This is a genomic window from Bacillus sp. JJ1127 (genome assembly GCF_036965845.1).
In the GTDB taxonomy this organism is placed as follows: domain Bacteria; phylum Bacillota; class Bacilli; order Bacillales; family Bacillaceae_G; genus Bacillus_A.
In genome coordinates this window covers 1-24,651 of sequence record NZ_JBALQK010000057.1, presented here as the reverse complement: position 1 = coordinate 24,651, position 24,651 = coordinate 1, and the positions used below count along the sequence as shown (strand labels likewise).

Genomic DNA, 24,651 nt, shown 5'->3' with positions numbered 1-24,651 from the left:
GTAAAAACAGAAAGAGCAAATGAGTGTTGGTTACATTAATATCTTTATATAATTTATCCCGCATGAACGGGCAGTAATACTCCTACCTCAAAATTGGGCGAAAGCAAAGAAGTTAGGTGGGAGATAAGTGTGCTCAAAAGTATGTCGAATTTTGTATCCAAATTGTTTTTTTCATCTAGTAGTCTCTTTCTTTCTAAATGTCGAAAACTTTTTATGAATATTTGAAAGCGAAAATATAGGTTTCTGAGCAACTTTATTGTATCTTAAGAATTATCTAAATAATTATTTGTATCAAATAATTTCAAACAGTGATATAATTTAGAAGAGGGGTAAAAAACAGACAAAGTACAGTCATAGGGGTGGATTACATGGAACAATTAATGCGCAATTCGTTTCTTTTTTTATCAAAAAATAAAGCGCTAACAAAACTGGCTAAGAAGTACGGCTTACGCTTTGGTGCAGGCCGCTTTGTCGCAGGGGAGACAATTGATTTAGCAGCAGCAGCTATTAAGCAATTAAACAAGCAAGGTCTTTGTGTAACAATCGATTATTTAGGTGAGTTCGTTGATAATGAAGCAGAAGCAAATGAAATGGCAAGCCAATCGATTGAAGCAATTCGTGCAATTGGACGCGAAAACCTTGATTCACAGCTTTCTCTAAAAATGACTTCTATGGGGTTAGATATCTCAGATGATATCGTAATGAATAATATGCGTCGTATTTTAGAGGCTGCAAAAGAAAACAATGTATTTGTTACTATTGATATGGAAGATTATACACGCTGCGGAAAAACAATTGAGATCTTTAAACAATTAAAATCTGAATACGATAATATCGGTACTGTAATCCAAGCTTACCTATATCGTACAGAAAAGGATATCGAAGATTTAAATGCATATAGTCCTAATTTACGTCTTGTAAAAGGGGCTTATAAAGAACCTGAAGAAGTAGCGTTCCCAGATAAGAAAGATGTAGATGAAAATTATAAAAAAATTATTAAAATGCACTTATTAAATGGAAATTATACTGCAATTGCTTCACACGATGAAGCAATTATTGAATATACGAAGAAGCTTGCTGAAGAACATAATATTTCACGTGATCAGTTTGAATTCCAAATGTTATATGGTATTCGAACTGAACGTCAACTTGAGCTTGTGAAAGAAGGATACAAAATGCGTGTTTATGTGCCGTATGGAAATGACTGGTATGGCTATTTCATGCGTCGCCTAGCAGAGCGCCCAGCAAACGTTGCGTTCGTTTTAAAAGGAATGGTAAAAAAATAACCAAGGAGAAAAATACTCCTTGGTTATTTTAATTGCTGAAACGCGTAATTTGCCATCTTTTTCGCATCAGGATATAGCTGATTACGACTAGAAGAAAACACAACGTTAATAACGCGTTTACCATCCTTTTCATCAACAGTTACAACTGTATATTGTCCTAAAGCAGATAAACCGCTTTTACTTCCAATTGCATAGGGGTCAGCGTAAAGTTCTTCGCGGCCATGGTTTGCAATTTTTGGAGCGCGCTGCGAAGTATGTAGTGTTGTATGTATTGTGTTCATATATTGTAGTACAATCGGATATTTTAATGCTTCTTTTGCAATAATTGCGATGTCATAAGGGGAAACCTTATTGCCGAGTGCGTCAGCCCCGCTCGCATTTTTGAAAGTTGCATGTTTTGTCCCGAGTTCTTTCGCCTTTGCATTCATCATTTTTACAAACTTCTCTTTTGATCCTGCAATATGTTCTGCGATCGACTCAGCAATTGGATCGGCACTGATGACAAGCATCAGTTTTAATGCCTCGTCTCTTTTTAGTTTTTCACCAGCACGAAGTTTAATTTTCGAACTCTGACTTTCCGTTTTTATCGCATTTTCTGTGACAGTAATTTCTTCATCTTCTTTTACATTCTCTAGTAACAGAATGGTTGTCATCATTTTGGCTACACTTGCTGGATAAGAACGTTCTTCTTCCCGTTTTCCGTATAAAACTTTCCCCGTATTTGCATCGATTGTAACACCATATTTTCCTGTGATATCAGGCTGATTACTTCTTACGTCTTTTTGTCTTTTTGTGTAAGAAAAGAAAATCATACTTGTAAATAGTGTAGCAATCGTAACAATCATGATTATTGTTCGTTTCATTATGCAGTCCCTCTTTTGTTTTTCCTTATGTACAAATAAATTGGGCAGAAAAGCAGCCCAATACTCATTATGCCACGTTCTCTGCCCAAAAATATAGAGGAAGTTCAAAAAGTCCGGTAAAGATCGCAGCCCGCATTTCTTCGTTACGTCGCCAGTCCGGTACTCATGTAGTTCCACCTACACTCCGTATCCTCCCGGCTTCCGCGCCTCGAACTGCTCGGCTCTCTTTATCCTCCTTTTTGAACAAGCACATATAGCGTTATTTTTCGCCCATGTTGTGCTTTTTGTATTGCTGGTTATTGCCTTGGCGCCCTTTTTCAATCCCGCGATCTATTGGACCTGCATTTCCTGTTACACTTGCTGCGCTAACGCCTGCTTTTGAAGGGTCTTTCTTAAGTCTAGCCATATATATTCCTCCGTTTTTGTCAAATTCTAAAAAGGAAAAAGCGTATTTTATCAAGAAAATACACAATTATAGAGTGCCCAAACAAAAGAAAAAAATTTATTTCAGAAAATTTTATCAATAAATATATTGCGAAAATTTAAACAGTATCATATATTTATTAGTAGAGGCTCACTCATTGATTGCGACGTATGTCGAAAAATTGAATGAGCATTCATTCAAGAATAGGGGGAGAAATGGATGTTCCAAATTAAAAAGGCTGCTGTTCTCGGTTCTGGTGTAATGGGGTCAGGGATTGCGGCACATTTAGCCAATATCGGTATACCAACATTATTGCTTGATATTGTACCACCATCGCTTACAAAAGAAGAGGAAGCGAAGGGACTTACATTAGAACATAAAAGTGTGAGAAATCGTTTTAGCAATGGGGCACTGCAAAAATTAGTAAAGCAAAAGCCAGCTCCTCTTACGGTGAAGGGCAACCTTGCATTAATTGAAGCGGGGAACTTAGAGGATGATCTTGAGCGCCTTGCAGATGTAGATTGGATTATTGAAGTTGTTGTTGAAAACTTAGATATTAAAAAGAAACTATTTGAAAAAGTAGATGCTGTTCGTAAACCTGGCTCTATTGTGAGCTCAAATACATCAGGTATTTCCGTTGAGAAAATGGCAGAAGGTCGTTCAGATGACTTCCAAAAACACTTCTTAGGAACGCACTTTTTTAACCCACCACGATATTTAAAACTTCTAGAGATTATACCGACAAAAGAAACAGATCCACAAGTGTTAAACTTCATGAAATTATTTGGCGAAGACGTTCTTGGAAAAGGCGTTGTTATCGCAAAAGATACACCAAACTTTATTGGAAACCGAATCGGTACGTACGGCTTACTTGTAACATTGCAAGAAATGATGAAACGCGGCTATAGCATTGGAGAAGTTGATTCTGTAACAGGTCCATTAATTGGCCGCCCAAAGAGTGCGACGTTCCGCACGTTAGATGTCGTTGGCTTAGATACATTTGTTCACGTTGCGAACAATGTATATGAAAATGTACAGGAAGAAGAACGAGATGTATTTAAGGTACCTGCTTTCATGCATGAGATGTTAGATAAAAAATGGCTTGGAAGTAAAACGGGTCAAGGTTTCTTCTTAAAACAAGGAAAAGAAATTTTAGAATTAAATCCTGAAACGATGGAATACGAAGCACGGAAAAAATTAAAAGCAGCTTCCGTAGAGCTAAGCAAACAAGAAAAAGGATTAGCGAATAAGTTGAAAGCGCTTGTATACGCGAAGGATCGTGCAGGAGAGCTATTGTGGAACATTATTACACCAACTCTTCTATACGCAGCGAAGCTTCATAAAGAAATCGCAGATGATATTGTGGCGATTGACCAAGCGATGAAATGGGGATTCGGCTGGGAGCAAGGACCATTTGAAATCTGGGATGCAATTGGCGTAGAAAAGTCCGTTCAAAAGATGGAAGAAAACGGCGCAGTTGTTCCTACTTGGGTGAAAGAAATGTTAGAGAAAGGTTTTACTACTTTCTATAAACATGATAATGGCGATAGCTACTATTACGATAATGGTGAATATAAGCTAATCGAACGTAACAAAAAAGCAATTTCTCTTAAGCAATTAAAAGAGAAAAACGGCGTGTTAAAGAAAAATAGCGGAGCGAGCTTAATTGATTTAGGCGACGGCATCCTTTGCTTAGAATTCCATTCGAAGAGCAATGCGATCGGTATGGATATTACGCAAATGATTAACTACGCTGTTGATGAAGTAGAGAAAAATTATAAAGGTCTTGTTATCGGAAACCAATCGAAGAACTTCTGCGTTGGGGCCAACCTTGCGATGATCTTAATGGAAGCGCAAGACGATAACTACTTTGAAATTGAGTGGGTTGTGAAAAACTTCCAAGATGCAATGACGAAAATTAAGTACTCTTCTAAGCCAGTTGTAGCAGCGCCATATGGCATGACGCTTGGTGGCGGTACAGAGGTTTGCTTACCAGCAGCTAGCATTCAAGCTTCTAGCGAAACGTATATGGGATTAGTAGAAGTTGGTGTTGGTTTAATCCCTGGCGGTGGCGGTAACAAAGAACTATATATTAAGCACCTAAACAAAATGGCAAACGGTGTGGAGTTTGATCTGCAAAAGGTTGCGAATAAAGTGTTTGAGACAGTAGCGATGGCAAAAGTTTCAACATCTGCACAAGAAGCAGTTTCTCATAACTTCTTAGGCGATAAAGATGGTATTAGTGTGAATGGCGATCACTTACTATATGATGCAAAACAAAAAGCACTTGCTTTATATGAAGCAGGCTATAAAGCGCCAATCCGTAGAAAGATTCCAGTTGTCGGTGAAACAGGATATGCAACGCTTGTCCTTGGAGCAGAAGCAATGCATTTATCTGGTTATATTTCTGAATATGACTTACACATTGCGAAAAAACTTGCATATGTCATTGCTGGCGGAAAAGTACCGTACGGAACAGAAGTTGATGAGCAGTATTTATTAGATGTAGAACGTGAAGCATTTATTAGCTTAGTAAGTGAGATGAAGTCACAAGCAAGAATGCAGCACATGCTTGTAAAAGGAAAGCCATTACGTAACTAATAACGAGGGGAGATATCGTTCATGAGAGAAGCTGTCATTGTTGCGGGAGCAAGAACACCGGTTGGGAAAGCGAAGAGAGGTTTATTAAAAACAGTTCGTCCAGATGACTTAGGGGCATTAGTAGTAAAAGAAACGTTAAAGCGTGCAAATAACTATGAAGGACCAATTGATGATTTAATTTTCGGTTGTGCGATGCCAGAAGCAGAACAAGGTTTAAATATGGCACGTAATATCGGCGGATTAGCAGGACTTTCTTATGATGTTCCGGCTATTACAATTAACCGTTACTGTTCTTCAGGATTACAGAGTATCGCTTATGGAGCAGAACGCATTATGCTTGGTCACTCTGAAGTGGTATTATCTGGCGGAGCGGAATCTATGAGCTTAGTTCCAATGATGGGACATGTTGTTCGTCCAAATAGCCGCCTTGTAGAAGCGGCGCCAGAATATTATATGGGCATGGGACACACAGCGGAGCAAGTTGCTATGAAATATGGGATTTCCCGTGAGGAGCAAGATGCATTTGCGGTAAGAAGTCATCAGCGTGCAGCAAAAGCATTAGCAGAAGGGAAATTTGAAGACGAAACAGTACCTGTTGATGTAACGCTTCGTACTGTTTCCGCAAATAACAAATTACAAGAAGAAACAATCGTCTTCTCACAAGATGAAGGAGTAAGAGCGGATACGACATTAGATGTCCTTGGAAAATTACGCCCAGCATTTAATGTTCGCGGTTCTGTAACTGCTGGTAACTCTTCACAAATGAGTGACGGGGCAGCATCCGTTCTTCTAATGGATCGTGAAAAAGCAGTGAGCGATGGCATGAAGCCGCTTGCGAAATTCCGCTCATTTGCAGTAGCTGGCGTACCGCCAGAAGTAATGGGAATCGGTCCAATTGCAGCGATTCCAAAAGCGTTAAAATTAGCGGGATTAGAACTATCTGATATCGGCTTATTTGAGCTAAATGAAGCATTTGCATCTCAATCAATTCAAGTTATTCGTGAGCTTGGCTTAGATGAAGAAAAAGTAAATGTAAACGGCGGTGCAATCGCACTTGGACATCCACTTGGCTGTACAGGAGCAAAATTAACATTATCTCTTATCCATGAGATGAAACGACGTAATGAACAGTTCGGTATTGTAACAATGTGTATCGGCGGCGGAATGGGAGCTGCTGGAGTATTCGAGTTACTATAAAAAGTGGAAGCGGCTCGCTTAGAGTGTGAGGGGGATGGAGCTTCTGACGTAGAGGCGTCCTTTGCCTCGCAGGAGGAAGCGAAGCCACCGAACGTTCTAGCCGCTGGAACTAGATTAAATAAAAAGTGGAAGCGGCTTGTCCAGAACAAGAGGACGTTGGAGGCCCTGATGAAGAGGCGTTCTTTGCCTCGCAGGAAGGGGCGAAACGGCCGACTGTTCTAGCCGCTGGAACTAGATTACAAAAAAGTGAAAGCAACTAAAGGCCATAAAAAATAAAGGGAGAGCCAGCTTCTCTCAAAATGAGAGAGGCGGCCTATGAAAATATGAAGGAGGAAATTTTCATGGAAAAAATAGTGGGAAATGCAATTAAAGGCGGTAGTTTTTTAATCGATGAGATCACAATGGATCAAGTATTTACACCAGAGGATTACAGCGATGAGCATAAAATGATTGCGAAAACAACAGAGGACTTTATCGTAAATGAAGTTCTCCCGGAGCTTGAATATTTAGAGCAGCATGAGTTTGATCGTTCTGTTCGCTTATTAAAAGAAGCTGGAGAGCTTGGATTATTAGGTGCTGATGTACCAGAAGAGTACGGCGGAATTGGTCTTGATAAAGTTAGCTCAGCGTTAATTGCAGAGAAATTCTCTCGCGCTGGCGGCTTCGCGATTACACATGGTGCTCACGTTGGAATCGGATCGTTACCAATCGTATTATTTGGTAACGAAGAGCAAAAGCAAAAATATTTACCAGCGTTAGCAACAGGTGAAAAATTAGCTGCATACGCATTAACTGAGCCAGGTTCTGGATCTGATGCATTAGGTGCAAAAACAACGGCTCGCTTAAATGCGGAAGGTACACACTACGTATTAAATGGTGAAAAACAATGGATTACAAACTCTGCTTTCGCTGACGTATTTGTTGTATATGCAAAAATAGATGGCGAGCACTTCTCGGCATTTATCGTAGAGAAAGAATACCCAGGCGTATCAACAAGCCCCGAAGAAAAGAAAATGGGTATTAAATGTTCTTCTACTCGTACGTTAATTTTAGAAGATGCATTAGTACCGAAAGAAAATGTACTTGGTGAAATTGGTAAGGGTCATGTTATTGCCTTTAACATTTTAAATATCGGCCGTTATAAATTAGGCGTTGGTACAGTTGGTTCTTCTAAACGTGCATTAGAAATTTCAGCACAATATGCAAATCAACGTCAACAATTTAAGCAACCAATCGCTCGTTTCCCATTAATTCAAGAAAAACTTGCAAATATGGCAGCGAAAATCTATGCAGCTGAAAGCTCTGTATATCGTACAGTAGGTTTATTTGAAAGCCGCATGAGCACATTATCCGAAGAAGAAGTAAAAGACGGAAAAGCTGTTGCAGCTTCTATTGCTGAATATGCAATTGAGTGCTCTTTAAATAAAGTATTCGGTTCTGAAGTATTAGATTACGTAGTAGATGAAGGCGTTCAAATCCACGGTGGTTACGGATTTATGGCAGAGTATGAGATTGAAAGAATGTACCGCGATTCTCGTATTAACCGTATTTTCGAAGGAACAAACGAAATTAACCGTTTAATCGTACCAGGTACGTTCTTACGTAAAGCAATGAAAGGTGAATTACCACTTCTGCAAAAAGCACAAAAATTACAAGAAGAGTTAATGATGATGATGCCAGAAGAAGTGGGCGATGAGCCATTAGCGCTTCAAAAATATTTAGTAGGTAACGCGAAGAAAATTGGCTTAATGGTAGCTGGATTAGCTGCTCAAAAATACGGTAAAGCATTAGACAAAGAACAAGAAGTTCTTGTTAACATTGCGGATATCGTAAGCAACTTATATGCAATGGAATCAGCTGTTCTTCGTACAGAAAAAGCAATTAAAGCAACTGGTCTTGAAAAGAATAAACAAAAAGTGTTATACACTGAAGTATTCTGTCAAGAAGCATTCAACCAAATCGAAGCAGATGCAAAAGAAACAATTATCGCAGTTGAAAACGGTGATATGCTGCGCATGATGTTATCAGCGCTTCGCAAATTCACTCGTTACACGCCGCTTAATGTAATTCCGAAGAAACGTGAAATTGCTGCGAAGATTTTAGAAGAAGAGCGTTATACAGTTTAATGATTTAGCAAAAACCAGTAGTCACTTTTGTGGCTACTGGTTTTTGATGACAAAAAGGACTCTAAATAATTTAGGGTCCTTTTCATTAATATTAAGCTCTCAATGGTAAAGTTGAGAAAAGCTATTATTTTGCAGGTTTTAGAAATGTATATATCGCTAATAAGAAGCTAAAAAAAATAAAGACTTGAGCATCTTGACTAGGACCCGGATCATAAATTTTTTGAATTTCTGTAAGGAATTCATGTGTTTTCATTTTACTATCTCCTTTTTTGATAGTGATTTACAATGAGGAATATCATCTAGTTCATTTGTTGTAATAGAAAATCGAAGACGAGCCCTTTATTAATTATGATTAATAGATGATGTGTAATCTTCTGATGAGGTGGAGTATTCGGAATTTTCTTATCATATAATTATGATATATTAATTAAATTTCAAAAACAATGAATTTTTCATAATATGTAAATTAATGTTAGGGAAAATAGATAGTATTTCAGAAAAGAAAAGTTAATAGGATGTAAAACGAATGGGGGTTAGCGTCATGAGTGAAGCGATATTAGATACGTATAACAAGGAAATTAAATATCTTATACCGTCATTTCTCGTGCATACAATCCAAAAACAAATAAATACTAAATGGTGAATGAACAAAGAAAGGAAGGTTTTTATTATGCCAAATTTAACAGAGCTGGAGCTTGAAAATTTACGCCATCTTATTGGGGGACACACGACAGTTGCAAATAAATTAGATCAGTATGCACAGCAGTGTACAGATCCTCAATTAAAACAAATGCTACAGCAAGATGCGCAAGCTGCAAGAAATACAAAACAACAATTAATGTCCTTTTTAGGCTAGGAGGGTATCGATTATGAACGAAAAAGATATGGTTAACGATTATTTAGCAGGATTAAACGCTAGTTTGACTAAATATGCGAATTACATAGCAGAGTCGAATAATGAACAGTTACATCAAACGTTGATTCACATTCGCAATCAAGATGAACTAAGGCAGCGTAATGTATATGAATATGCGTTACAAAAAGGACATTATAAGCCAGCTGCTCCTGCAAATCCAGCGGTTGTTCAGCAATTGAAAAGTCAATTAAGTGCACAATAATAAACAAAAAAGAGAGTGAATATTCATCTGATATTCGCTCTCTTTTTTGTTTATCTATATATGTCAATAAATACGCATAAAATATTTTTTTAGTTGTAACAAATATGACGAAACATAGTAGAGGATGTCACAAAATAGACATAAACTTTGTTCAATATTTCACAAACTATCCATGGTTTCTACAGTGTAAATCTCTATAATGAAAAGTGTAAATAACAAAATAAATAGATTACATAATCAATTAGGGGAGATTGTTATGAATAGAAACACAAGAAAAATCGCTATTATTGGTACAGGGTTAGTTGGATCAAGTTGTGCGTATTCGATTGTGAATCAAGGCATCTGTGAAGAATTGGTATTAGTTGATATAAATCATGAACGTGCAGTTGGCGAAGCGATGGACCTATCGCACTGCATTAACTTTACAAATACAAGAACAAAAGTATATGCAGGGACTTATGAAGACTGCAAAGATATGGACATTGTGATTATTACAGCAGGACCAGCACCAAAACCGGGACAAAGTCGCTTGGATACTTTAGGAGCAAGTGCAAAGATTATGGAAAGTGTGGTAGGGGGTGTAATAGGAAGCGGATTTGATGGCATCTTCTTAATCGCATCCAATCCAGTCGATATTATTACGTATCAAGTTTGGGAATTGTCTGGTTTACCAAGAAATCGTGTGCTTGGTACAGGTACATCATTAGACTCTTCGCGCCTAAGAACAATTTTATCTGAAATACTTGAAGTTGATCCTCGTAGCATTCAAGGTTATTCATTAGGAGAACATGGTGATTCTCAAATGGTTGCTTGGTCTCATGTTACAGTCGGTGGAAAACCGATCTTGCAAATTTTGGAAGAGCAAAAAGAACGTTTTGGTGAAATTGATTTAGATGAAATTGTTGAGAAAACTGCGAAAGCTGGTTGGGAAATTTATAAACGTAAAGGAACTACTTATTACGGTATTGGAAACTCGTTAGCTTATATTGCACAATCAATCTTTAATGATGATCATCGCGTAATTGCTGTTTCAGCAATTTTAGATGGTGAATATGGCGAATATGATATTTGCACAGGTGTACCATGCATTATTACAAGAGATGGTGTGAAAGAAGTTGTAGAACTAAACTTAACAGAATCCGAAGAAAGCCGATTTGCAAAATCTAATGATATTTTACGTGATTACATGAAAACAATCGGTTATTAAAATAGGAGAAGGTGAAACAGATGAAGGAATATATTATGTCTCGTGTATTCAAAGGTTCTGCCGGAATTGCACAAGGTATTTTCGTATCCCTTGGAATTGGTTTACTTATCGAAAATATAGGAAGAATTGTTGATATTCCAATGTTAATTACAATTGGAGTTGTAGCAAAATCACTTATGGCACCAGCAATTGGAGCAGGGATTGCTTTTATGCTTGGAGCAAACGGACTTGTCATTTTCTCAGCAATGGTTGCAGGAGCGATTGGAGCAGGGTCCATTTCAATCACTGAAGCCGGTTTAATCATTAAAACTGGTGAGCCAATCGGTGCGTTAATAACAGCGACTTTAGCGGTTTATATTGGTAAACGATTAAGCGGAAAAACAGCTTTAGATATGATGCTCGTTCCATTTGCAGCAATATTAGGCTCAGGCATAGTCGGTATTTGGTTAGCTCAAAATATTAGCCCTGTTTTAAATATAGTTGGAGCGTTTATTAAAGATAGCTCAGCTGGTAGCCCATTTATTGCTTCTGTCGTACTTTCAGTTGTTTGGGGACTATTACTTATTTCTCCAGCATCATCAGCTGCTCTAGCAATTGCGCTTAGTCTAGACGGTGTTGCAGGGGGTGCTGCACTTGCAGGATGTGTAGCTCAATTTATCGGATTCGCTGTTATCTCTGCGAAAGAAAATAACTTAGGTGGTATTTTAGCACAGGCGCTTTGTACTCCAAAAGTACAGTTGCCGAACATTACTAAAAATCCAATGATTCTCGTCCCAACTGTCGTCGCCAGTGCCATTGTGGGCCCTGTATCTGCACTTCTCTTCCATTTGGAAGCAGGTAAAGAAATCGCAGGTCTTGGGTTAAGTTCTCTTATTGCACCAATTAATTTAATTTCTAGCCAAGGATTAAGTGTTGTCCCAGCGTTGGTCATCACTTATATCGTAATCCCAGTAGCTGTTTCTTATATACTTTACATGGTACTAAGAAAAGCAGGTCGTATCCATGCCGGTGATATGACTGTACCACAATCTTAATGTAATACATTGAAAATCTCCTTTATATAGATAAAAGCAGACTGAAGAAGCCACAGTCTGCTTTTTTATTATAGTTTATAAGTTTGTCTTGCTGGAATTGTAACAGTGTCTTTTCGGTTCACTAGCAGTAGTTGCACACCGAAGTACAGAGTACTTGCAACTGCCATACCAGAAACCGCATCTAAGAAGGCATGTTGTTTTGTAAATAACGTAGATAGAATAATGAGTGTACCAAAGAAAGTAAGAATCAAATATTCCCATATGTGTTGTTCTCTTCGCTTATAAGCAACTAACATAATTACGAATGTTGTGAGAACATGGATGCTAGGAAAACAGTTTACAGGTTGATCAATACTATAAATATAGCGAACTAACTCAGAGAATGCATCTGTTCCTACAACTGTTGGACGCGGTACAGTAGTTTGCCAAAAGTAGTAAATAGAAAAACAAGTCAGCTTCCCAAGAATCACGCTGCTTAGTGCTACGTAATATTGCTTGCGATCAGTAAAACAGTAATAAATGAGTGCGCCGTATAAGTATGGAAACCAAAGTAAATACGGAATAATAAATGCCTTTACAAACGGAATCCAATCATCAACTATTGTTGTAACATCAACGGCATGAACGCCAGATTTATTCAGTACATCGTAAAGGGGGCTTACAAGTACGAGTAGAAGTATATAACTTAATGGAAGAAAAGATGAAAGCTTAGATTTTTTCATAATGATCTCCTATGTTTTAGTAATGTAAGCAAATTCAATTGATTATAATATAGAAAATCAAAATGGGCTATCGATTTTACTTACATTTTTTTGAATCAACCTTACATTTTTGTCACTTGACTTTGGAAATGGGGGAGATTAGATATGGGACGTTCGTTTCGTTTTTGTTTTCTTATTTGTATTCATTTAAATAAACGTTTGTTTAAGATATATGTTCGGGTTCCGTATACACAGTGAATCGGGAGAGAAAAATTTTATAGATAGAAATGGCGGAAAATAAGGAAAATTTGCAGGATAAAAGAAAATTGTGACGAAATAAGTTAAAGTTTGGAGAATAATCGTTTGAAATAATAAAACGTTTTCTATATGATAAAGGTAAAGGTTAGTAAAAAAGTAGGTGAATTTATGACAGTAACATTTTATTCATACCCAAAGTGTGGCACATGCCAAAAAGCAAAAAAATGGTTCGAGGCAAACGATGTAGCATATGAGATGATTCATATTGTTGAAAATCCACCGTCAAAAGAAGATTTACGTAATTTACATGCAAAAAGTGAATTGCCATTAAAAAAATTCTTTAATACAAGTGGAATGCGTTACCGCGAGCTTGGCTTAAAAGATAAGTTAAAGGATGCAAGTGAAGACGAAATGTTTGAGCTTTTAGCATCTGATGGCATGTTGATTAAACGTCCAATCGTAACAGATGGAACGAATGTAACACTTGGTTTTAACGAAGAGCAGTTTGAAAGTGTGTGGAAAAAGTACCAATAAGGTATTTTTACATAATTAATACATTCACAGGAGGTACAGTCATGAGCATTCCAAATCATTTACGTTACTCTGAAGAACACGAATGGGTAAAAACTGAAGGCAACGAGGTTGTTATCGGTATTACTCATTTTGCACAAAGTGAGTTAGGCGACATCGTATTCGTTGAACTTCCTGAAGTAGGTGCAACACTTAAAGCTGACGAGCCATTCGGAAGCGTAGAATCTGTTAAAACAGTTTCTGAATTATACGCTCCTGTAAGTGGTAAAGTTGTAGCAGTAAACGAAGAATTAAGTGACCAACCAGAACTTGTTAACGAATCTCCATACGAAGGTGCATGGATGGTTAAAATTGAACTTTCTGATGCAAGTGAAGTTGAAAAGTTATTAACTGCAGAACAATACGCAGAAATGACAAACCAAGACTAATTTTAGTTAAATCAAAAAGGACAGCCTATGTGCTGTCCTTTTTATTTTGTATTACGAATGCTTATGTGTCAGAAGCTCCATCCCTCTCACATTCTGAACAAACCGCTTCCGCTTTTCTTTGTCCAGCTATGCCTCCTAGCCCCTTCTTTCTAAGAACCTTCCGCACAAGAAGACAAAAAGCGTCTTCTGTACGAAAGAACCTTAGCCAACGGGGCTAAACAGTCGGCTCCGCTTTTCTTTGATGTCCAGCTCCAGCGGTTAGAATGTTCGGTGGCTTCGCTTCTTCCTGCGAGGCAAAAAGCGCCTCTACGTCAGAAGCTCCATCCCCCTCACATTCTGAGCAAACCGCTTCCGCTTTTCTTTGCAAAAATAAACAGGAAACAACATGAAAATATCGAATATACTATATACTAAAGTAAGGTTATTTTTATAGTATATGGTGATCGGGTGATGACATATGATTTATGTAGAAAAAGTCATTATTGTAGAAGGTAAATCAGATAGAAGAAAGATTGAATCTATTATTCGAGAACCGGTGGAAATTGTTTGCACAAATGGTACAATTGGTTTGTCGAAAATGGATGAGCTCATTGATCAGTTTTTTGATAAAGAAGTATATGTGCTAGTGGATGCTGATGATGCAGGGGAAAAGTTAAGAAAACAATTTCGTAAAGAATTTCCGCAGGCTGAGCATATTTATATTGATCGTTCGTATCGTGAAGTGGCGACTGCGCCATCTTCTCATTTAGCGAACGTACTATGGGGAGCTGACATTGACGTTTATACAGAATATTTACGGTAAGGAATGATAGAAGTGATTGACTGGACAGGTGCTGAAGCTACAGATCTAATAGCAAACCAAGAAAAAACAGTGTTATATGTATATACACCAATGTGTGGAACATGCCAATTAGCAAAGAAGATGTTAACAGTTGTAGAAGCAGCAATATTTGACTTGAAAATTGGGATGTTAGATTTAAACTATGCTCCGCATTTAGCTAGGGAATATGAAATAGAAAGTGTACCGTGTTTACTTGTATTTGAAAATGGGACACTGACGAAGAAAATATATGCATTTCATTCGGTTGAATATTTATATAATGAATTACAATAGGCGGCAAAGTTTTTGCCGCCTCGACATATTTCTTGGGAAATATGCTCTAAAGGCAGCAGTGCTCCGTTATTTGTCGAGAGAAAGCAACAGGATTGCTCTTTAGCAGAGTGGAATGGTATTAGTAGAAAGTGATATGAAGGATGTGATTAGAATGGGGTTATATTCGTTGCTTCAATCATTTGTAACTTATGCTAATAACCAATATCATTTAGAGCCGCTTCTAAGACAAGGAGAAAAAACAATTAATATCCGTTTGGGAGATGAGTGTTATTCACTTCAAATTTCAAGAGAGTATATACAAGTTTTGAAGGAAACAAGGGGAACAGAACAAATTGTTTGCTTTTTGGAGGAAGACTTGCAACGACTAGTTACCGGGAATATTCGATTACAAACCTTAATTAATAATGGGCGTGTACATTATTCTGGAACGTATCGCACAATGCTATTATTTGAATCTGTATTTCATATATGTAAGCCGATGTCAGTAGGTGCTTAATATTTTGAAGTTTTATTTTTTATAAAAAAATCTGTTGACATAGCGAATGTATATTGATACAATTCAAGTCATAAAATATAGACAATTTCATAAATTTCAAATCAGACGAAAATTAAATCTGATTTCTCTTATCAAGAGAGGTGGAGGGACTGTGCCCTGTGAAACCCGGCAACCGTCAACTTTTATGTTGAAATGGTGCCAATTCCTGCAAAGCAAATGCTTTGAGAGATGAGAGAAAGGGACCATGTTGATATACGCATATAAACCTTTCTGCTCATTTTACAAGCAGAAAGGTTTTTTTGTTGTTTGAATGAGGAGGACATGTAAGCAACAAAAGGAACCGTTACATCATTTAGCTATAACGGCAAGACTTTTGTATCCTGCATAAAAAGATCAACAGAATTTGTAGGAGAAGAGCTAAGAAAGCCAGCTTCAGCAGTTAGAATGTTCGATGGCTTCGCTTCTTCCTACGAGGCAAAAAGCGCCTCTATGTCAGAAGCTCCATCCTCCTTACATTCTGAACGAGCTGTTTCTGCTTTTTAAACAAAAAAGGGGTGATACACCATGATTCGATTAGAGAATGTAAAGAAAATATATAAGTCAAAAAGCGGTGATGTCACTGCTGTGGATAACGCCAATTTGAAAATAGAGAAAGGTGAAATCTTTGGTGTTATTGGATATAGTGGCGCTGGAAAAAGCTCATTAATCAGATTATTCAATCAATTAGAGAAGCCGACTTCCGGACAGATTACGATAGCTGATCGTGTTATTTCAGCAATTACTGGAAATGAGCTTCGAAAGGCAAGGCAAGAAATCGGAATGATTTTTCAGCACTTTAACTTACTTTGGTCACGAACTGTACGTGAAAATATTGCTTTTCCACTTGAAATTGCAGGAGTGGATAAAGCGCAGCGAAGAAAGCGTGTAGATGAGTTAATTCATCTTGTTGGATTAGAAGGAAGAGGCGATGCGTATCCATCTCAATTAAGTGGTGGACAAAAGCAGCGTGTTGGAATTGCGAGAGCGTTAGCGAATAATCCAAAAGTACTTTTGTGTGATGAAGCGACATCAGCACTGGATCCAGAAACGACAGATCAAATTTTAGATTTACTATTAGATATCAATAAGCGTCTTGATTTAACAATTGTATTAATTACACATGAAATGCATGTCATTCAAAAAATTTGTAATCGCGTTGCGGTAATGGAAAAAGGAAAAATCGTAGAAAGCGGTCCTGTACTAGAGGTATTCCGTAATCCACAGCAGGAGATTACAAAACGATTTGTACAGCAGATAACGGATTCTGATGATACAAATGAAACGATTGAGAGTTTACTAGAGAAATATCCAGATGGTAAAGTGATTCGTTTGCAGTTTATTGGCGATTCTGTAGAACGTCCAGTGCTTCAGAGATTAATGAGACGAGATGATATAGAAGTGAGTGTACTTCAAGGAAATATCGCTCAAACGAACAATGGGTCTTATGGAAATCTAGTTGTTCACTTAAATGGTGAAGAAGCGGCAATCCAGCAAGCAATAGAGGGAATCAATCAGGAGCAAGTAGAGCTGGAGGTGATTGCACATGGATAAGCTACTATTAAATGTTGATTGGAATCAAATGCTAGAAGCAACAGGTGAAACATTATACATGACGGCAATCGCAGCAATTGCCACATTTATTTTCGGTCTTATTTTAGGATTATTACTTTTTATGACAGCGAAGGATAATTTGTGGGAAAACAAGATGGTCCACACTGTGAGTGGAGCGTTCGTAAATATTTTTCGTTCCATTCCATTTATCATTTTAATTATTTTATTAATCCCATTTACTAAGATTCTCCTTGGGACAATTCTTGGGGCAAGTGCAGCACTGCCAGCTTTAATTATTGGAGCAGCGCCATTCTATGCAAGGATGGTTGAAATTGCACTTCGTGAAATTGATAAAGGGGTTATTGAAGCTTCAAAAGCAATGGGAGCAAAAACAAGCACAATCATTTGGAAGGTATTGATTCCAGAATCACTGCCAGCACTAGTATCTGGTATTACAGTAACGACAATTGCCCTTGTAGGGTATACAGCAATGGCTGGTGTTGTTGGGGCTGGTGGACTCGGTACACTCGCATATTTAGAAGGATTCCAGCGTGGAAATAACGATGTGACAATCGTTGCAACAATTTGTGTATTACTTGTTGTTTTCTTTATTCAATGGATTGGGGATTTTGTTACAACTCGAATTGATAAACGATAGATAAAAAGGGAAGGGTGTTTACAATATGAAAAAATTATTACTTACAGCACTTATTACAACGTCAATTTTCGGATTAGCTGCTTGTGGAGGAAAAAGTGAAAAAAGTAAGGATGAGCTTGTTGTTGGTGCTTCTAACGTACCGCACGCTGTTATTTTAGAACAGGCAAAACCGTTACTGGAGAAAAAAGGTATAAAACTAGAAATTAAAAAATTCCAAGATTACGTACTGCCGAATAAATCGTTAGCGGATAAAGATTTAGATGCAAACTACTTCCAGCATATTCCGTACTTAGAGAAAGAAATGAAAGATAAAAAATATGATTTTGAAGTAGCAGGGAAAATTCATTTAGAGCCAATCGGTGTATATTCCCAAAAATATAAAAGCTTAAAAGACCTGCCAGACGGAGCGACAATCATTATGAGTAACTCTGTTGCTGACCATGGACGTGGGTTAGCAATTTTACAAAAAGAGGGCATTTTAAAAATTAAAGACGGTGTAGAACCTGTTAAAGCAACTACAAAAGATATTGCGGAAAATCCGAAACACTTGAAGTTCAAAACAGACATTGAGCCTGGTTTATTACCACAAGTGTATAACAATAAAGAAGGCGATGCGGTTTTAATTAACTCAAACTATGCGATTGATGCGAAATTAAATCCAGAGAAAGACGCAATTGCAATTGAAGGTAAGGATTCTCCATATGCAAACGTAGTTGTTGTTCGTAAAGGGGATAAAAATAAGAAAGAAATTAAAGCACTTGTAGAAGTATTACATTCCAAAGAAATTCAAGATTTTATTAATAAAGAATATAAGGGAGCTGTACTTCCAGTAAGTGAATAGAAGCAGGAAAGGGCTGGTAAATTTCCAGCCCTTTTTTCTTTATATATAAGAAGAAAGGTGTATCATAATAGAATGTGAGGGAATAATTAGATACATTTGTGGAAAAATTGTTACTTTTTTTCATTGTTTGCGATATCATTTTATTTGATATAAAATTAGAATGAGAATAAAATGAGAATGTGAATGTTTTAGGAACTTTTAAAATGTATATAGAGGATTAATGGAGGTATTGAGATGGCTGGTTCTACATTAACGGTTAAAGACTTACATGTATCAATCGATGGCAAAGAGATTTTAAAAGGTGTAAACCTTGAAGTGAAAGGTGGAGAAATCCACGCAATTATGGGACCTAACGGAACAGGTAAATCAACTTTATCTTCTGCAATTATGGGTCACCCAAAATATGAAGTAACAGAAGGCAGCATCATCATCGACGGTGAAGATGTATTAGAAATGGAAGTAGATGAGCGCGCACAAGCAGGTCTATTCCTAGCAATGCAATATCCAAGTGAAATTAGCGGAGTAACAAACGCTGACTTCTTACGTTCTGCAATTAATGCACGTCGTGAAGAGGGCAATGAAATTTCTCTTATGAAATTTATCCGTAAATTAGATAAAAACATGGAATTCCTAGAAATGGATCCAGAAATGGCACAACGTTACTTAAACGAAGGTTTCTCTGGCGGTGAGAAAAAACGTAACGAAATTCTTCAATTAATGATGATTGAGCCAAAAATTGCAATCTTAGACGAAATAGACTCTGGTCTTGATATCGACGCATTAAAAGTTGTATCTAAAGGTATTAACGAAATGCGCGGTGAAGAGTTCGGTTGCCTAATGATTACGCATTACCAACGTTTATTAAACTACATCACTCCAGACTTCGTTCACGTTATGATGAACGGTCGTATTGTTAAATCTGGTGGCCCTGAGCTTGCACAACGTCTAGAAGCTGAAGGTTACGACTGGATCAAAAAAGAATTAGGTATTGAAGACGAAACAGCAGAGCAAGAAGCGTAAGAGAGGAGCATAAACATGACAATCGGTACATTACCTTTCGATCAAGAAACAATCCGTCAGCGCGCAAGCGAAGTAAACGAAGCTGCTTGGTTGACTGAGTTCCGCTTACAAGCTCTTGCACAAGCAACTGAACTTCCAATGCCAACGCCTGATAAAACAAAAATTGATAAATGGGACTTTATCGGAAAAGGCGACGCTGCTAAGCAAGAGCCTGTAAGTTCTTTAGCAGAGCTTCCAGAAGCAGTGAAAAACTTAATCGACGAAAATAACAGCGTATTAGTACAACGTGCTGGTACAACTGCATTCGTTTCTTTAGCGAATGAAGCAAAAGAAAAAGGTGTTATTTTCACAGATATCGTAACAGCTACAACTGAGCATGCTGAATTAGTACAAAAGTACTTAATGCAGGGCGGCGTGAAAGTGGATGAGCATCGTTTAACAGCACTTCATGCAGCATTAATCAACGGCGGTGCATTTGTATATGTTCCGAAAAACGTTGTTCTTGAAACACCACTTCAAGCTGTATTCTTAGTAGACGGCGAAGAAGCAAACGTATATAACCACGTATTATTTGTAGCAGATGCAAACAGTTCTGCAACTTATGTAGAAAACTATGTAGCAAACGAAACTGTTACAGGTATTGCAAATATCGTGGCAGAAGTAATCGTAGAACAAGGTGCACAAGTGAAATTCGGTGCAGTTGATCTATTGGCGAAAGATGTAACAACTTACGTAAACCGCCGCGGTGTTGTTGGCCGTGATGGTCGTATTGAGTGGGCATTAGGTCTTATGAATGACGGAAATACAATTTCAGAGAACGTAACGAACTTAATGGGCGACGGATCATTTGCTGATACAAAAACAGTAACAATTGGTCGTGGTAACCAAACACAAAACTTTACAACTAAAGTTGTTCACTTCGGTAAACACTCTGAAGGATTCATTTTAAAACACGGTGTACAAACAGATAGTGCAACATCTATCTTTAACGGAATTGGTAAGATTGAACACGGTGCATCTAAATCAAATGCACAACAATCTTCTCGCGTTCTTATGTTAAATGAAAAAGCACGCGGTGATGCGAACCCAATTCTTCTAATCGATGAAGACGATGTAATGGCAGGTCACGCAGCTTCTGTAGGCCGCGTAGATCCGGTACAACTATACTACCTAATGAGCCGTGGTATTCCGAAGAAAGAAGCAGAACGTTTAGTCATCCATGGATTCTTAGCACCTGTAGTAAATGAGCTTCCAATTGAAGGAGTAAAAGCGCAGCTTGTTGAGGTAATTGAAAGGAAAGTTCGCTAATGAATATTCATGAAATACGCAAACAGTTTCCAATTCTTGATCAAAAAGTGAACGGCAAACAACTTGTTTATTTCGATAGTGCAGCAACTTCTCAAAAACCAATTCAAGTCATTGAAACGTTAGAGCGTTACTATAAAGAATATAATTCTAACGTGCATCGCGGTGTTCATACGCTCGGTACAAAAGCTACCGATGCGTATGAAGGTTCACGTGAGAAAGTTCGCAAGTTTATTAACGCGAAATCAATGGAAGAAATTATTTTCACGCGTGGAACAACAACTGCATTAAATACAGTAGCAGCAAGCTATGGACGTGAAAATGTAAAAGAAGGCGATGAAATCGTCATTTCTTACATGGAGCACCATAGTAATATTATCCCGTGGCAACAAGTTGCAAAGAAAACGGGCGCAACATTAAAATATCTTCCGCTTCAGCCGGACGGGACAATCTCATTAGAGGATGCTCGTCAAACAATTACACCGAATACAAAAATCGTTTCTATTATGTATGTGTCTAACGTACTTGGAACGATTAATCCTGTAAAAGAAATTGCAGAAATTGCACATCAAAATGGTGCAATCATGATCGTTGATGGTGCACAAAGTACGCCTCATATGAAAGTGGATGTACAAGATTTAAATTGTGATTTCTATGCATTATCCGCTCATAAAATGTGCGGGCCTACAGGTATCGGCGTATTATATGGTAAGAAGGAATTGCTAGAGAATATGGAGCCAATTGAATTTGGTGGTGAAATGATTGATTTCGTAGACTTACAAGATTCTACGTGGAAAGAACTGCCGTGGAAGTTTGAAGCAGGTACACCGATTATCGGTAATGCAATCGGACTTGGAGCGGCAATTGATTTCCTAGAAGAAATCGGTCTTGATAATATTGAAAAGCATGAACATGAATTAGCGCAGTATGCTTTAGAAAGACTATCAGAAGTAGATGGCGTTACAATTTATGGACCAAAGTATCGCGCTGGTCTTGTTACATTTAATATCGATGAAGTACATCCGCATGATGTAGCGACAGTATTAGATGTAGAAGGCATTGCGGTTCGCGCAGGACATCACTGTGCACAGCCGCTTATGAAGTGGTTAAAAGCTTCTTCTACAGCACGTGCAAGCTTCTATTTATATAATACAAAAGAAGAAATTGATACATTTGTTGAAGCGCTAACGAAAACAAAGGAGTATTTCACAAATGTCTTTTAATAATTTAGATACGTTATATCGTCAAGTTATTATGGATCATTATAAGAATCCTCGTAACCATGGCGTGTTAGAAGATAGTGTTACAGTTAACTTAAACAATCCAACTTGCGGCGATCGTATTCAACTTACGATGAAAGTAGAAGATGGAATTGTACAAGAAGCGAAGTTTGAAGGAGAAGGTTGTTCCATCTCTATGTCTTCAGCTTCGATGATGACGCAAGCAGTAAAAGGAAAGAAAATTGAAGAGGCACTTAAGCTTTCTAAAATTTTCTCTGACATGATGCTAGGAAAAGAGTATGATGACAGCGTAGATTTAGGAGATATTGAGGCATTACAAGGCGTATGCAAGTTTCCAGCACGTATTAAATGTGCAACATTAGCTTGGAAAGCATTAGAAAAAGGCTTACACGAAGATAAGTAATGTAAAAGGTTCCTAAACACGTGGTTATCTAAGGAGGGACATACCAACATGGCGAAGCAAATGCCAGATATCGGCGATTACAAATATGGTTTCAAGGATAAAGACGTTTCGATTTTCCGTGCAGGACGCGGCTTAACAAAAGAAATCGTTGAAGAGATTTCACGTATGAAAGAAGAACCACAGTGGATGTTAGACTTCCGTTTAAAATCACTGGATAAGTTCTACGAAATGCCAATGCCACAATGGGGCGGCGACTTAAACGACTTAGATTTCGACGAAATTACGTACTACGTAAAACCATCTGAGAAATCTGAGAAGTCTTGGGATGAAGTACCTGATGAAATTAAAGCTACATTTGATAAATTAGGTATTCCAGAAGCTGAGCAAAAATATTTAGCTGGTGTATCTGCACAGTACGAATCTGAAGTTGTATACCACAACATGAAAGAAGACCTAGAAGCCCTAGGAATCGTCTTCAAAGATACAGATAGCGCATTAAAAGAGAACGAAGATATTTTCCGTGAGCATTTCGGAAAAGTAATCCCACCAACTGACAACAAATTCGCAGCATTAAACTCTGCAGTTTGGTCTGGTGGATCATTCATCTACGTTCCAAAAGGTGTAAAAGTTGATACACCACTTCAAGCGTATTTCCGTATTAACTCTGAAAATATGGGACAATTCGAGCGTACGCTTATTATCGTAGACGAAGGCGCACACGTACACTACGTAGAAGGTTGTACAGCACCTGTTTACACAACAAATTCACTGCACAGTGCGGTAGTAGAAATCATCATTAAGAAAGATGCATATTGCCGTTATACAACAATCCAAAACTGGGCGAACAACGTATATAACCTAGTTACAAAACGTGCTGTTTGTGAAGCAAACGCAACGATGGAATGGATTGACGGTAACATCGGATCTAAATTAACGATGAAATACCCAGCAGTTATCTTAAAAGGCGAAGGCGCTCGTGGTTTAACATTATCTATCGCGATTGCTGGTAAAGGCCAACACCAAGATGCTGGTGCGAAAATGATTCACTTAGCACCAAACACATCTTCAACAATCGTTTCTAAATCGATTGCAAAACATGGTGGTAAAGTAACGTATCGTGGTATCGTACACTTCGGACCAAAAGCGACAAACTCTCGCTCTAACATCGAATGTGATACATTAATCATGGATAACCAATCTACATCTGATACAATTCCTTACAACGAGATCAAAAACGATCACGTTTCACTTGAGCACGAAGCAAAAGTATCAAAAGTATCAGAAGAACAATTATTCTACCTAATGAGCCGCGGTATTTCTGAGCAAGAAGCTACAGAAATGATCGTAATGGGCTTCATCGAGCCATTCACTCGCGAACTTCCAATGGAATACGCAGTTGAAATGAACCGTCTAATCAAATTTGAGATGGAAGGTTCTATCGGTTAAATAGAAATGCGGAGCCGACTGTTCAGACCCGTTGGCTAAGGTTCTTTCGCACAGAAGATGCTTTTTATCTTCTGGTGCGGAAGGTTCTTAGACATGAGGGTCTAGGAGGCGAAGCTGGACAGTATTGAAAGTGGAAGCGGCTCATTCTAGCCGCTGGAACTGGATAATGAAAGAAAAATGGAAGCGCCCTGTTTACAGGGCGTTTTTTTCATTGGGAGCAAATATATCAGCGCTTCGACACGATATAAAGTGAAGTTTCCATAAGTGATGCTTTTCTCACTGATGGTTAGTTGAACTAATCGGGCTTTTTCATACGATATTTACTTTGTCAGAACGCTCGAACAAGTAAAAAGGATCGGGCGCATGAAAGCCGATGAAAAACTATCTAGTTTGAGTAAGTAAAAAAATTTATCAATATACGAAAATCGTGATTTTATGATATAATTTTAAAAAAGACAGGAGTTGATTTTTTGAAAATTAAGAAAAATATTAAAGGAATAAAATTCCTAACATGTTTATTAGTTGGTTTATGCACTATTAATTATTCATTTATTTCCTTCGCTGAAACACAAACAAGTAATTCAGCTGATCAAGCAAAAAATGCTAGTGGCATCGATAATGGCATAGCAAATTTAAAGTATGATAGTAGAGATATTTTAGCAGTAAATGGTGATAAAGTAGAGAGTTTTGTGCCGAAAGAAGGTAAAAATTCAAATGGTAAATTTGTAGTGGTTGAACGTGAGAAAAAATCACTTACAACTTC

General features: G+C 37.8%; 27 protein-coding genes and 1 riboswitch. Of the genes, 23 read left to right on the top strand and 4 right to left on the bottom strand.

What is annotated here, in order from left to right:
• The first annotated feature begins 368 nt into the window (after nucleotides 1–368).
• Complete coding sequence (locus V7183_RS07405) at nucleotides 369–1,286, top strand: proline dehydrogenase (RefSeq protein ID WP_335359097.1); 918 nt, start codon at nucleotides 369–371, stop codon at nucleotides 1,284–1,286.
• Nucleotides 1,287–1,309: 23 nt separating this feature from the next.
• Here V7183_RS07405 and V7183_RS07400 read toward each other — a convergent pair whose 3' ends face one another.
• A complete protein-coding gene (locus V7183_RS07400; RefSeq protein ID WP_335359096.1) occupies nucleotides 1,310–2,149 on the bottom strand; it encodes a D-alanyl-D-alanine carboxypeptidase family protein in 840 nt (279 codons plus the stop codon).
• 259 nt (nucleotides 2,150–2,408) lie between these two features.
• The gene (locus V7183_RS07395; RefSeq protein WP_016112417.1) at nucleotides 2,409–2,555 is read right to left on the bottom strand and encodes a YuzL family protein; all 147 of its coding nucleotides are present in this window, start codon (nucleotides 2,553–2,555) and stop codon (nucleotides 2,409–2,411) included.
• A 237-nt stretch (nucleotides 2,556–2,792) separates the two neighbouring features.
• Here V7183_RS07395 and V7183_RS07390 point away from each other — a divergent pair, with 237 nt between their 5' ends.
• The 4 genes from V7183_RS07390 to V7183_RS07375 all read left to right on the top strand — a co-directional run bounded on the left by V7183_RS07390 (nucleotide 2,793) and on the right by V7183_RS07375 (nucleotide 8,497).
• Nucleotides 2,793–5,174, top strand: coding sequence for a 3-hydroxyacyl-CoA dehydrogenase/enoyl-CoA hydratase family protein (locus tag V7183_RS07390; protein WP_335359095.1), 2,382 nt, complete (start codon nucleotides 2,793–2,795; stop codon nucleotides 5,172–5,174).
• 21 nt (nucleotides 5,175–5,195) lie between these two features.
• Complete coding sequence (locus V7183_RS07385) at nucleotides 5,196–6,371, top strand: acetyl-CoA C-acetyltransferase (protein ID WP_097899870.1); 1,176 nt, start codon at nucleotides 5,196–5,198, stop codon at nucleotides 6,369–6,371.
• Nucleotides 6,372–6,496: 125 nt separating this feature from the next.
• The gene (locus tag V7183_RS07380; RefSeq protein WP_255287492.1) at nucleotides 6,497–6,631 is read left to right on the top strand and encodes a hypothetical protein; all 135 of its coding nucleotides are present in this window, start codon (nucleotides 6,497–6,499) and stop codon (nucleotides 6,629–6,631) included.
• Nucleotides 6,632–6,712: 81 nt separating this feature from the next.
• Nucleotides 6,713–8,497 (top strand): acyl-CoA dehydrogenase family protein, encoded by a 1,785-nt coding sequence (locus V7183_RS07375; RefSeq protein ID WP_097894846.1) that lies wholly within the window; start codon nucleotides 6,713–6,715, stop codon nucleotides 8,495–8,497.
• 124 nt (nucleotides 8,498–8,621) lie between these two features.
• Here the strand turns inward: V7183_RS07375 and V7183_RS07370 are convergent, their stop codons facing one another.
• Nucleotides 8,622–8,750, bottom strand: coding sequence for a hypothetical protein (locus tag V7183_RS07370; RefSeq protein ID WP_335359094.1), 129 nt, complete (start codon nucleotides 8,748–8,750; stop codon nucleotides 8,622–8,624).
• 417 nt (nucleotides 8,751–9,167) lie between these two features.
• On the opposite strand from V7183_RS07370, the gene V7183_RS07365 reads away from it, so the two are divergent.
• The 4 genes from V7183_RS07365 (at nucleotide 9,168) to V7183_RS07350 (ending at nucleotide 11,856) form a co-directional block, all read left to right on the top strand.
• The gene (locus tag V7183_RS07365; RefSeq protein ID WP_097894851.1) at nucleotides 9,168–9,353 is read left to right on the top strand and encodes a hypothetical protein; all 186 of its coding nucleotides are present in this window, start codon (nucleotides 9,168–9,170) and stop codon (nucleotides 9,351–9,353) included.
• Nucleotides 9,354–9,366: 13 nt separating this feature from the next.
• Nucleotides 9,367–9,615: a spore coat protein gene (locus tag V7183_RS07360; RefSeq protein ID WP_097894852.1), complete on the top strand. Its 249-nt coding sequence runs from the start codon at nucleotides 9,367–9,369 to the stop codon at nucleotides 9,613–9,615.
• Between the two features lie 256 nt (nucleotides 9,616–9,871).
• A complete protein-coding gene (locus V7183_RS07355) occupies nucleotides 9,872–10,822 on the top strand; it encodes an L-lactate dehydrogenase (protein ID WP_438825158.1) in 951 nt (316 codons plus the stop codon).
• A 20-nt stretch (nucleotides 10,823–10,842) separates the two neighbouring features.
• Complete coding sequence (locus tag V7183_RS07350; RefSeq protein WP_097894854.1) at nucleotides 10,843–11,856, top strand: PTS transporter subunit IIC; 1,014 nt, start codon at nucleotides 10,843–10,845, stop codon at nucleotides 11,854–11,856.
• 68 nt (nucleotides 11,857–11,924) lie between these two features.
• Here the strand turns inward: V7183_RS07350 and V7183_RS07345 are convergent, their stop codons facing one another.
• Entirely contained in the window at nucleotides 11,925–12,578 is a 654-nt protein-coding gene (locus V7183_RS07345) for a phosphatase PAP2 family protein (protein WP_097894855.1), read from the bottom strand.
• 405 nt (nucleotides 12,579–12,983) lie between these two features.
• Between V7183_RS07345 and V7183_RS07340 the strand changes: the two genes are divergently transcribed.
• The 14 genes from V7183_RS07340 to V7183_RS07275 form a co-directional block, all read left to right on the top strand.
• Nucleotides 12,984–13,349 (top strand): arsenate reductase family protein, encoded by a 366-nt coding sequence (locus tag V7183_RS07340; protein WP_026049293.1) that lies wholly within the window; start codon nucleotides 12,984–12,986, stop codon nucleotides 13,347–13,349.
• Between the two features lie 41 nt (nucleotides 13,350–13,390).
• Nucleotides 13,391–13,774 (top strand): glycine cleavage system protein GcvH, encoded by a 384-nt coding sequence (gene gcvH / locus V7183_RS07335; protein ID WP_097894857.1) that lies wholly within the window; start codon nucleotides 13,391–13,393, stop codon nucleotides 13,772–13,774.
• Between the two features lie 457 nt (nucleotides 13,775–14,231).
• On the top strand, nucleotides 14,232–14,576 hold the full coding sequence (locus V7183_RS07330; RefSeq protein WP_000640866.1) for a toprim domain-containing protein: 345 nt from the start codon (nucleotides 14,232–14,234) through the stop codon (nucleotides 14,574–14,576).
• Nucleotides 14,577–14,579: 3 nt separating this feature from the next.
• Nucleotides 14,580–14,888: a thioredoxin family protein gene (locus tag V7183_RS07325; protein ID WP_335359093.1), complete on the top strand. Its 309-nt coding sequence runs from the start codon at nucleotides 14,580–14,582 to the stop codon at nucleotides 14,886–14,888.
• Between the two features lie 151 nt (nucleotides 14,889–15,039).
• The gene (locus V7183_RS07320) at nucleotides 15,040–15,384 is read left to right on the top strand and encodes a hypothetical protein (protein WP_335359101.1); all 345 of its coding nucleotides are present in this window, start codon (nucleotides 15,040–15,042) and stop codon (nucleotides 15,382–15,384) included.
• A 125-nt stretch (nucleotides 15,385–15,509) separates the two neighbouring features.
• Nucleotides 15,510–15,619, top strand: a riboswitch (SAM riboswitch).
• A 329-nt stretch (nucleotides 15,620–15,948) separates the two neighbouring features.
• Complete coding sequence (locus V7183_RS07315) at nucleotides 15,949–16,974, top strand: methionine ABC transporter ATP-binding protein (RefSeq protein WP_335359092.1); 1,026 nt, start codon at nucleotides 15,949–15,951, stop codon at nucleotides 16,972–16,974.
• Entirely contained in the window at nucleotides 16,967–17,632 is a 666-nt protein-coding gene (locus tag V7183_RS07310; protein WP_335359091.1) for a methionine ABC transporter permease, read from the top strand. The genes V7183_RS07315 and V7183_RS07310 overlap by 8 nt, the downstream gene beginning before the upstream one ends.
• Before the next feature lie 25 nt (nucleotides 17,633–17,657).
• Nucleotides 17,658–18,473, top strand: coding sequence for a methionine ABC transporter substrate-binding lipoprotein MetQ (gene metQ, locus V7183_RS07305; RefSeq protein ID WP_335359090.1), 816 nt, complete (start codon nucleotides 17,658–17,660; stop codon nucleotides 18,471–18,473).
• A gap of 234 nt (nucleotides 18,474–18,707) precedes the next feature.
• Nucleotides 18,708–19,493: a Fe-S cluster assembly ATPase SufC gene (sufC, locus tag V7183_RS07300; RefSeq protein WP_335359089.1), complete on the top strand. Its 786-nt coding sequence runs from the start codon at nucleotides 18,708–18,710 to the stop codon at nucleotides 19,491–19,493.
• Between the two features lie 15 nt (nucleotides 19,494–19,508).
• Nucleotides 19,509–20,801 (top strand): Fe-S cluster assembly protein SufD, encoded by a 1,293-nt coding sequence (sufD, locus tag V7183_RS07295; RefSeq protein WP_335359088.1) that lies wholly within the window; start codon nucleotides 19,509–19,511, stop codon nucleotides 20,799–20,801.
• Nucleotides 20,801–22,021, top strand: coding sequence for a cysteine desulfurase SufS (gene sufS / locus V7183_RS07290; RefSeq protein ID WP_335359087.1), 1,221 nt, complete (start codon nucleotides 20,801–20,803; stop codon nucleotides 22,019–22,021). Before sufD ends, sufS begins: the two co-directional genes overlap by 1 nt.
• Complete coding sequence (sufU, locus tag V7183_RS07285) at nucleotides 22,011–22,442, top strand: Fe-S cluster assembly sulfur transfer protein SufU (RefSeq protein ID WP_097894865.1); 432 nt, start codon at nucleotides 22,011–22,013, stop codon at nucleotides 22,440–22,442. The genes sufS and sufU overlap by 11 nt, the downstream gene beginning before the upstream one ends.
• A 48-nt stretch (nucleotides 22,443–22,490) precedes the next feature.
• Nucleotides 22,491–23,888 carry a Fe-S cluster assembly protein SufB gene (gene sufB, locus V7183_RS07280; RefSeq protein ID WP_335359086.1) on the top strand — a complete coding sequence of 466 codons (1,398 nt, stop codon included), beginning with the start codon at nucleotides 22,491–22,493 and terminating at the stop codon, nucleotides 23,886–23,888.
• Nucleotides 23,889–24,358: 470 nt separating this feature from the next.
• Nucleotides 24,359–24,651: thiol-activated cytolysin family protein (locus V7183_RS07275; RefSeq protein WP_335359085.1), on the top strand; the 293-nt coding region annotated here is incomplete at its 3' end.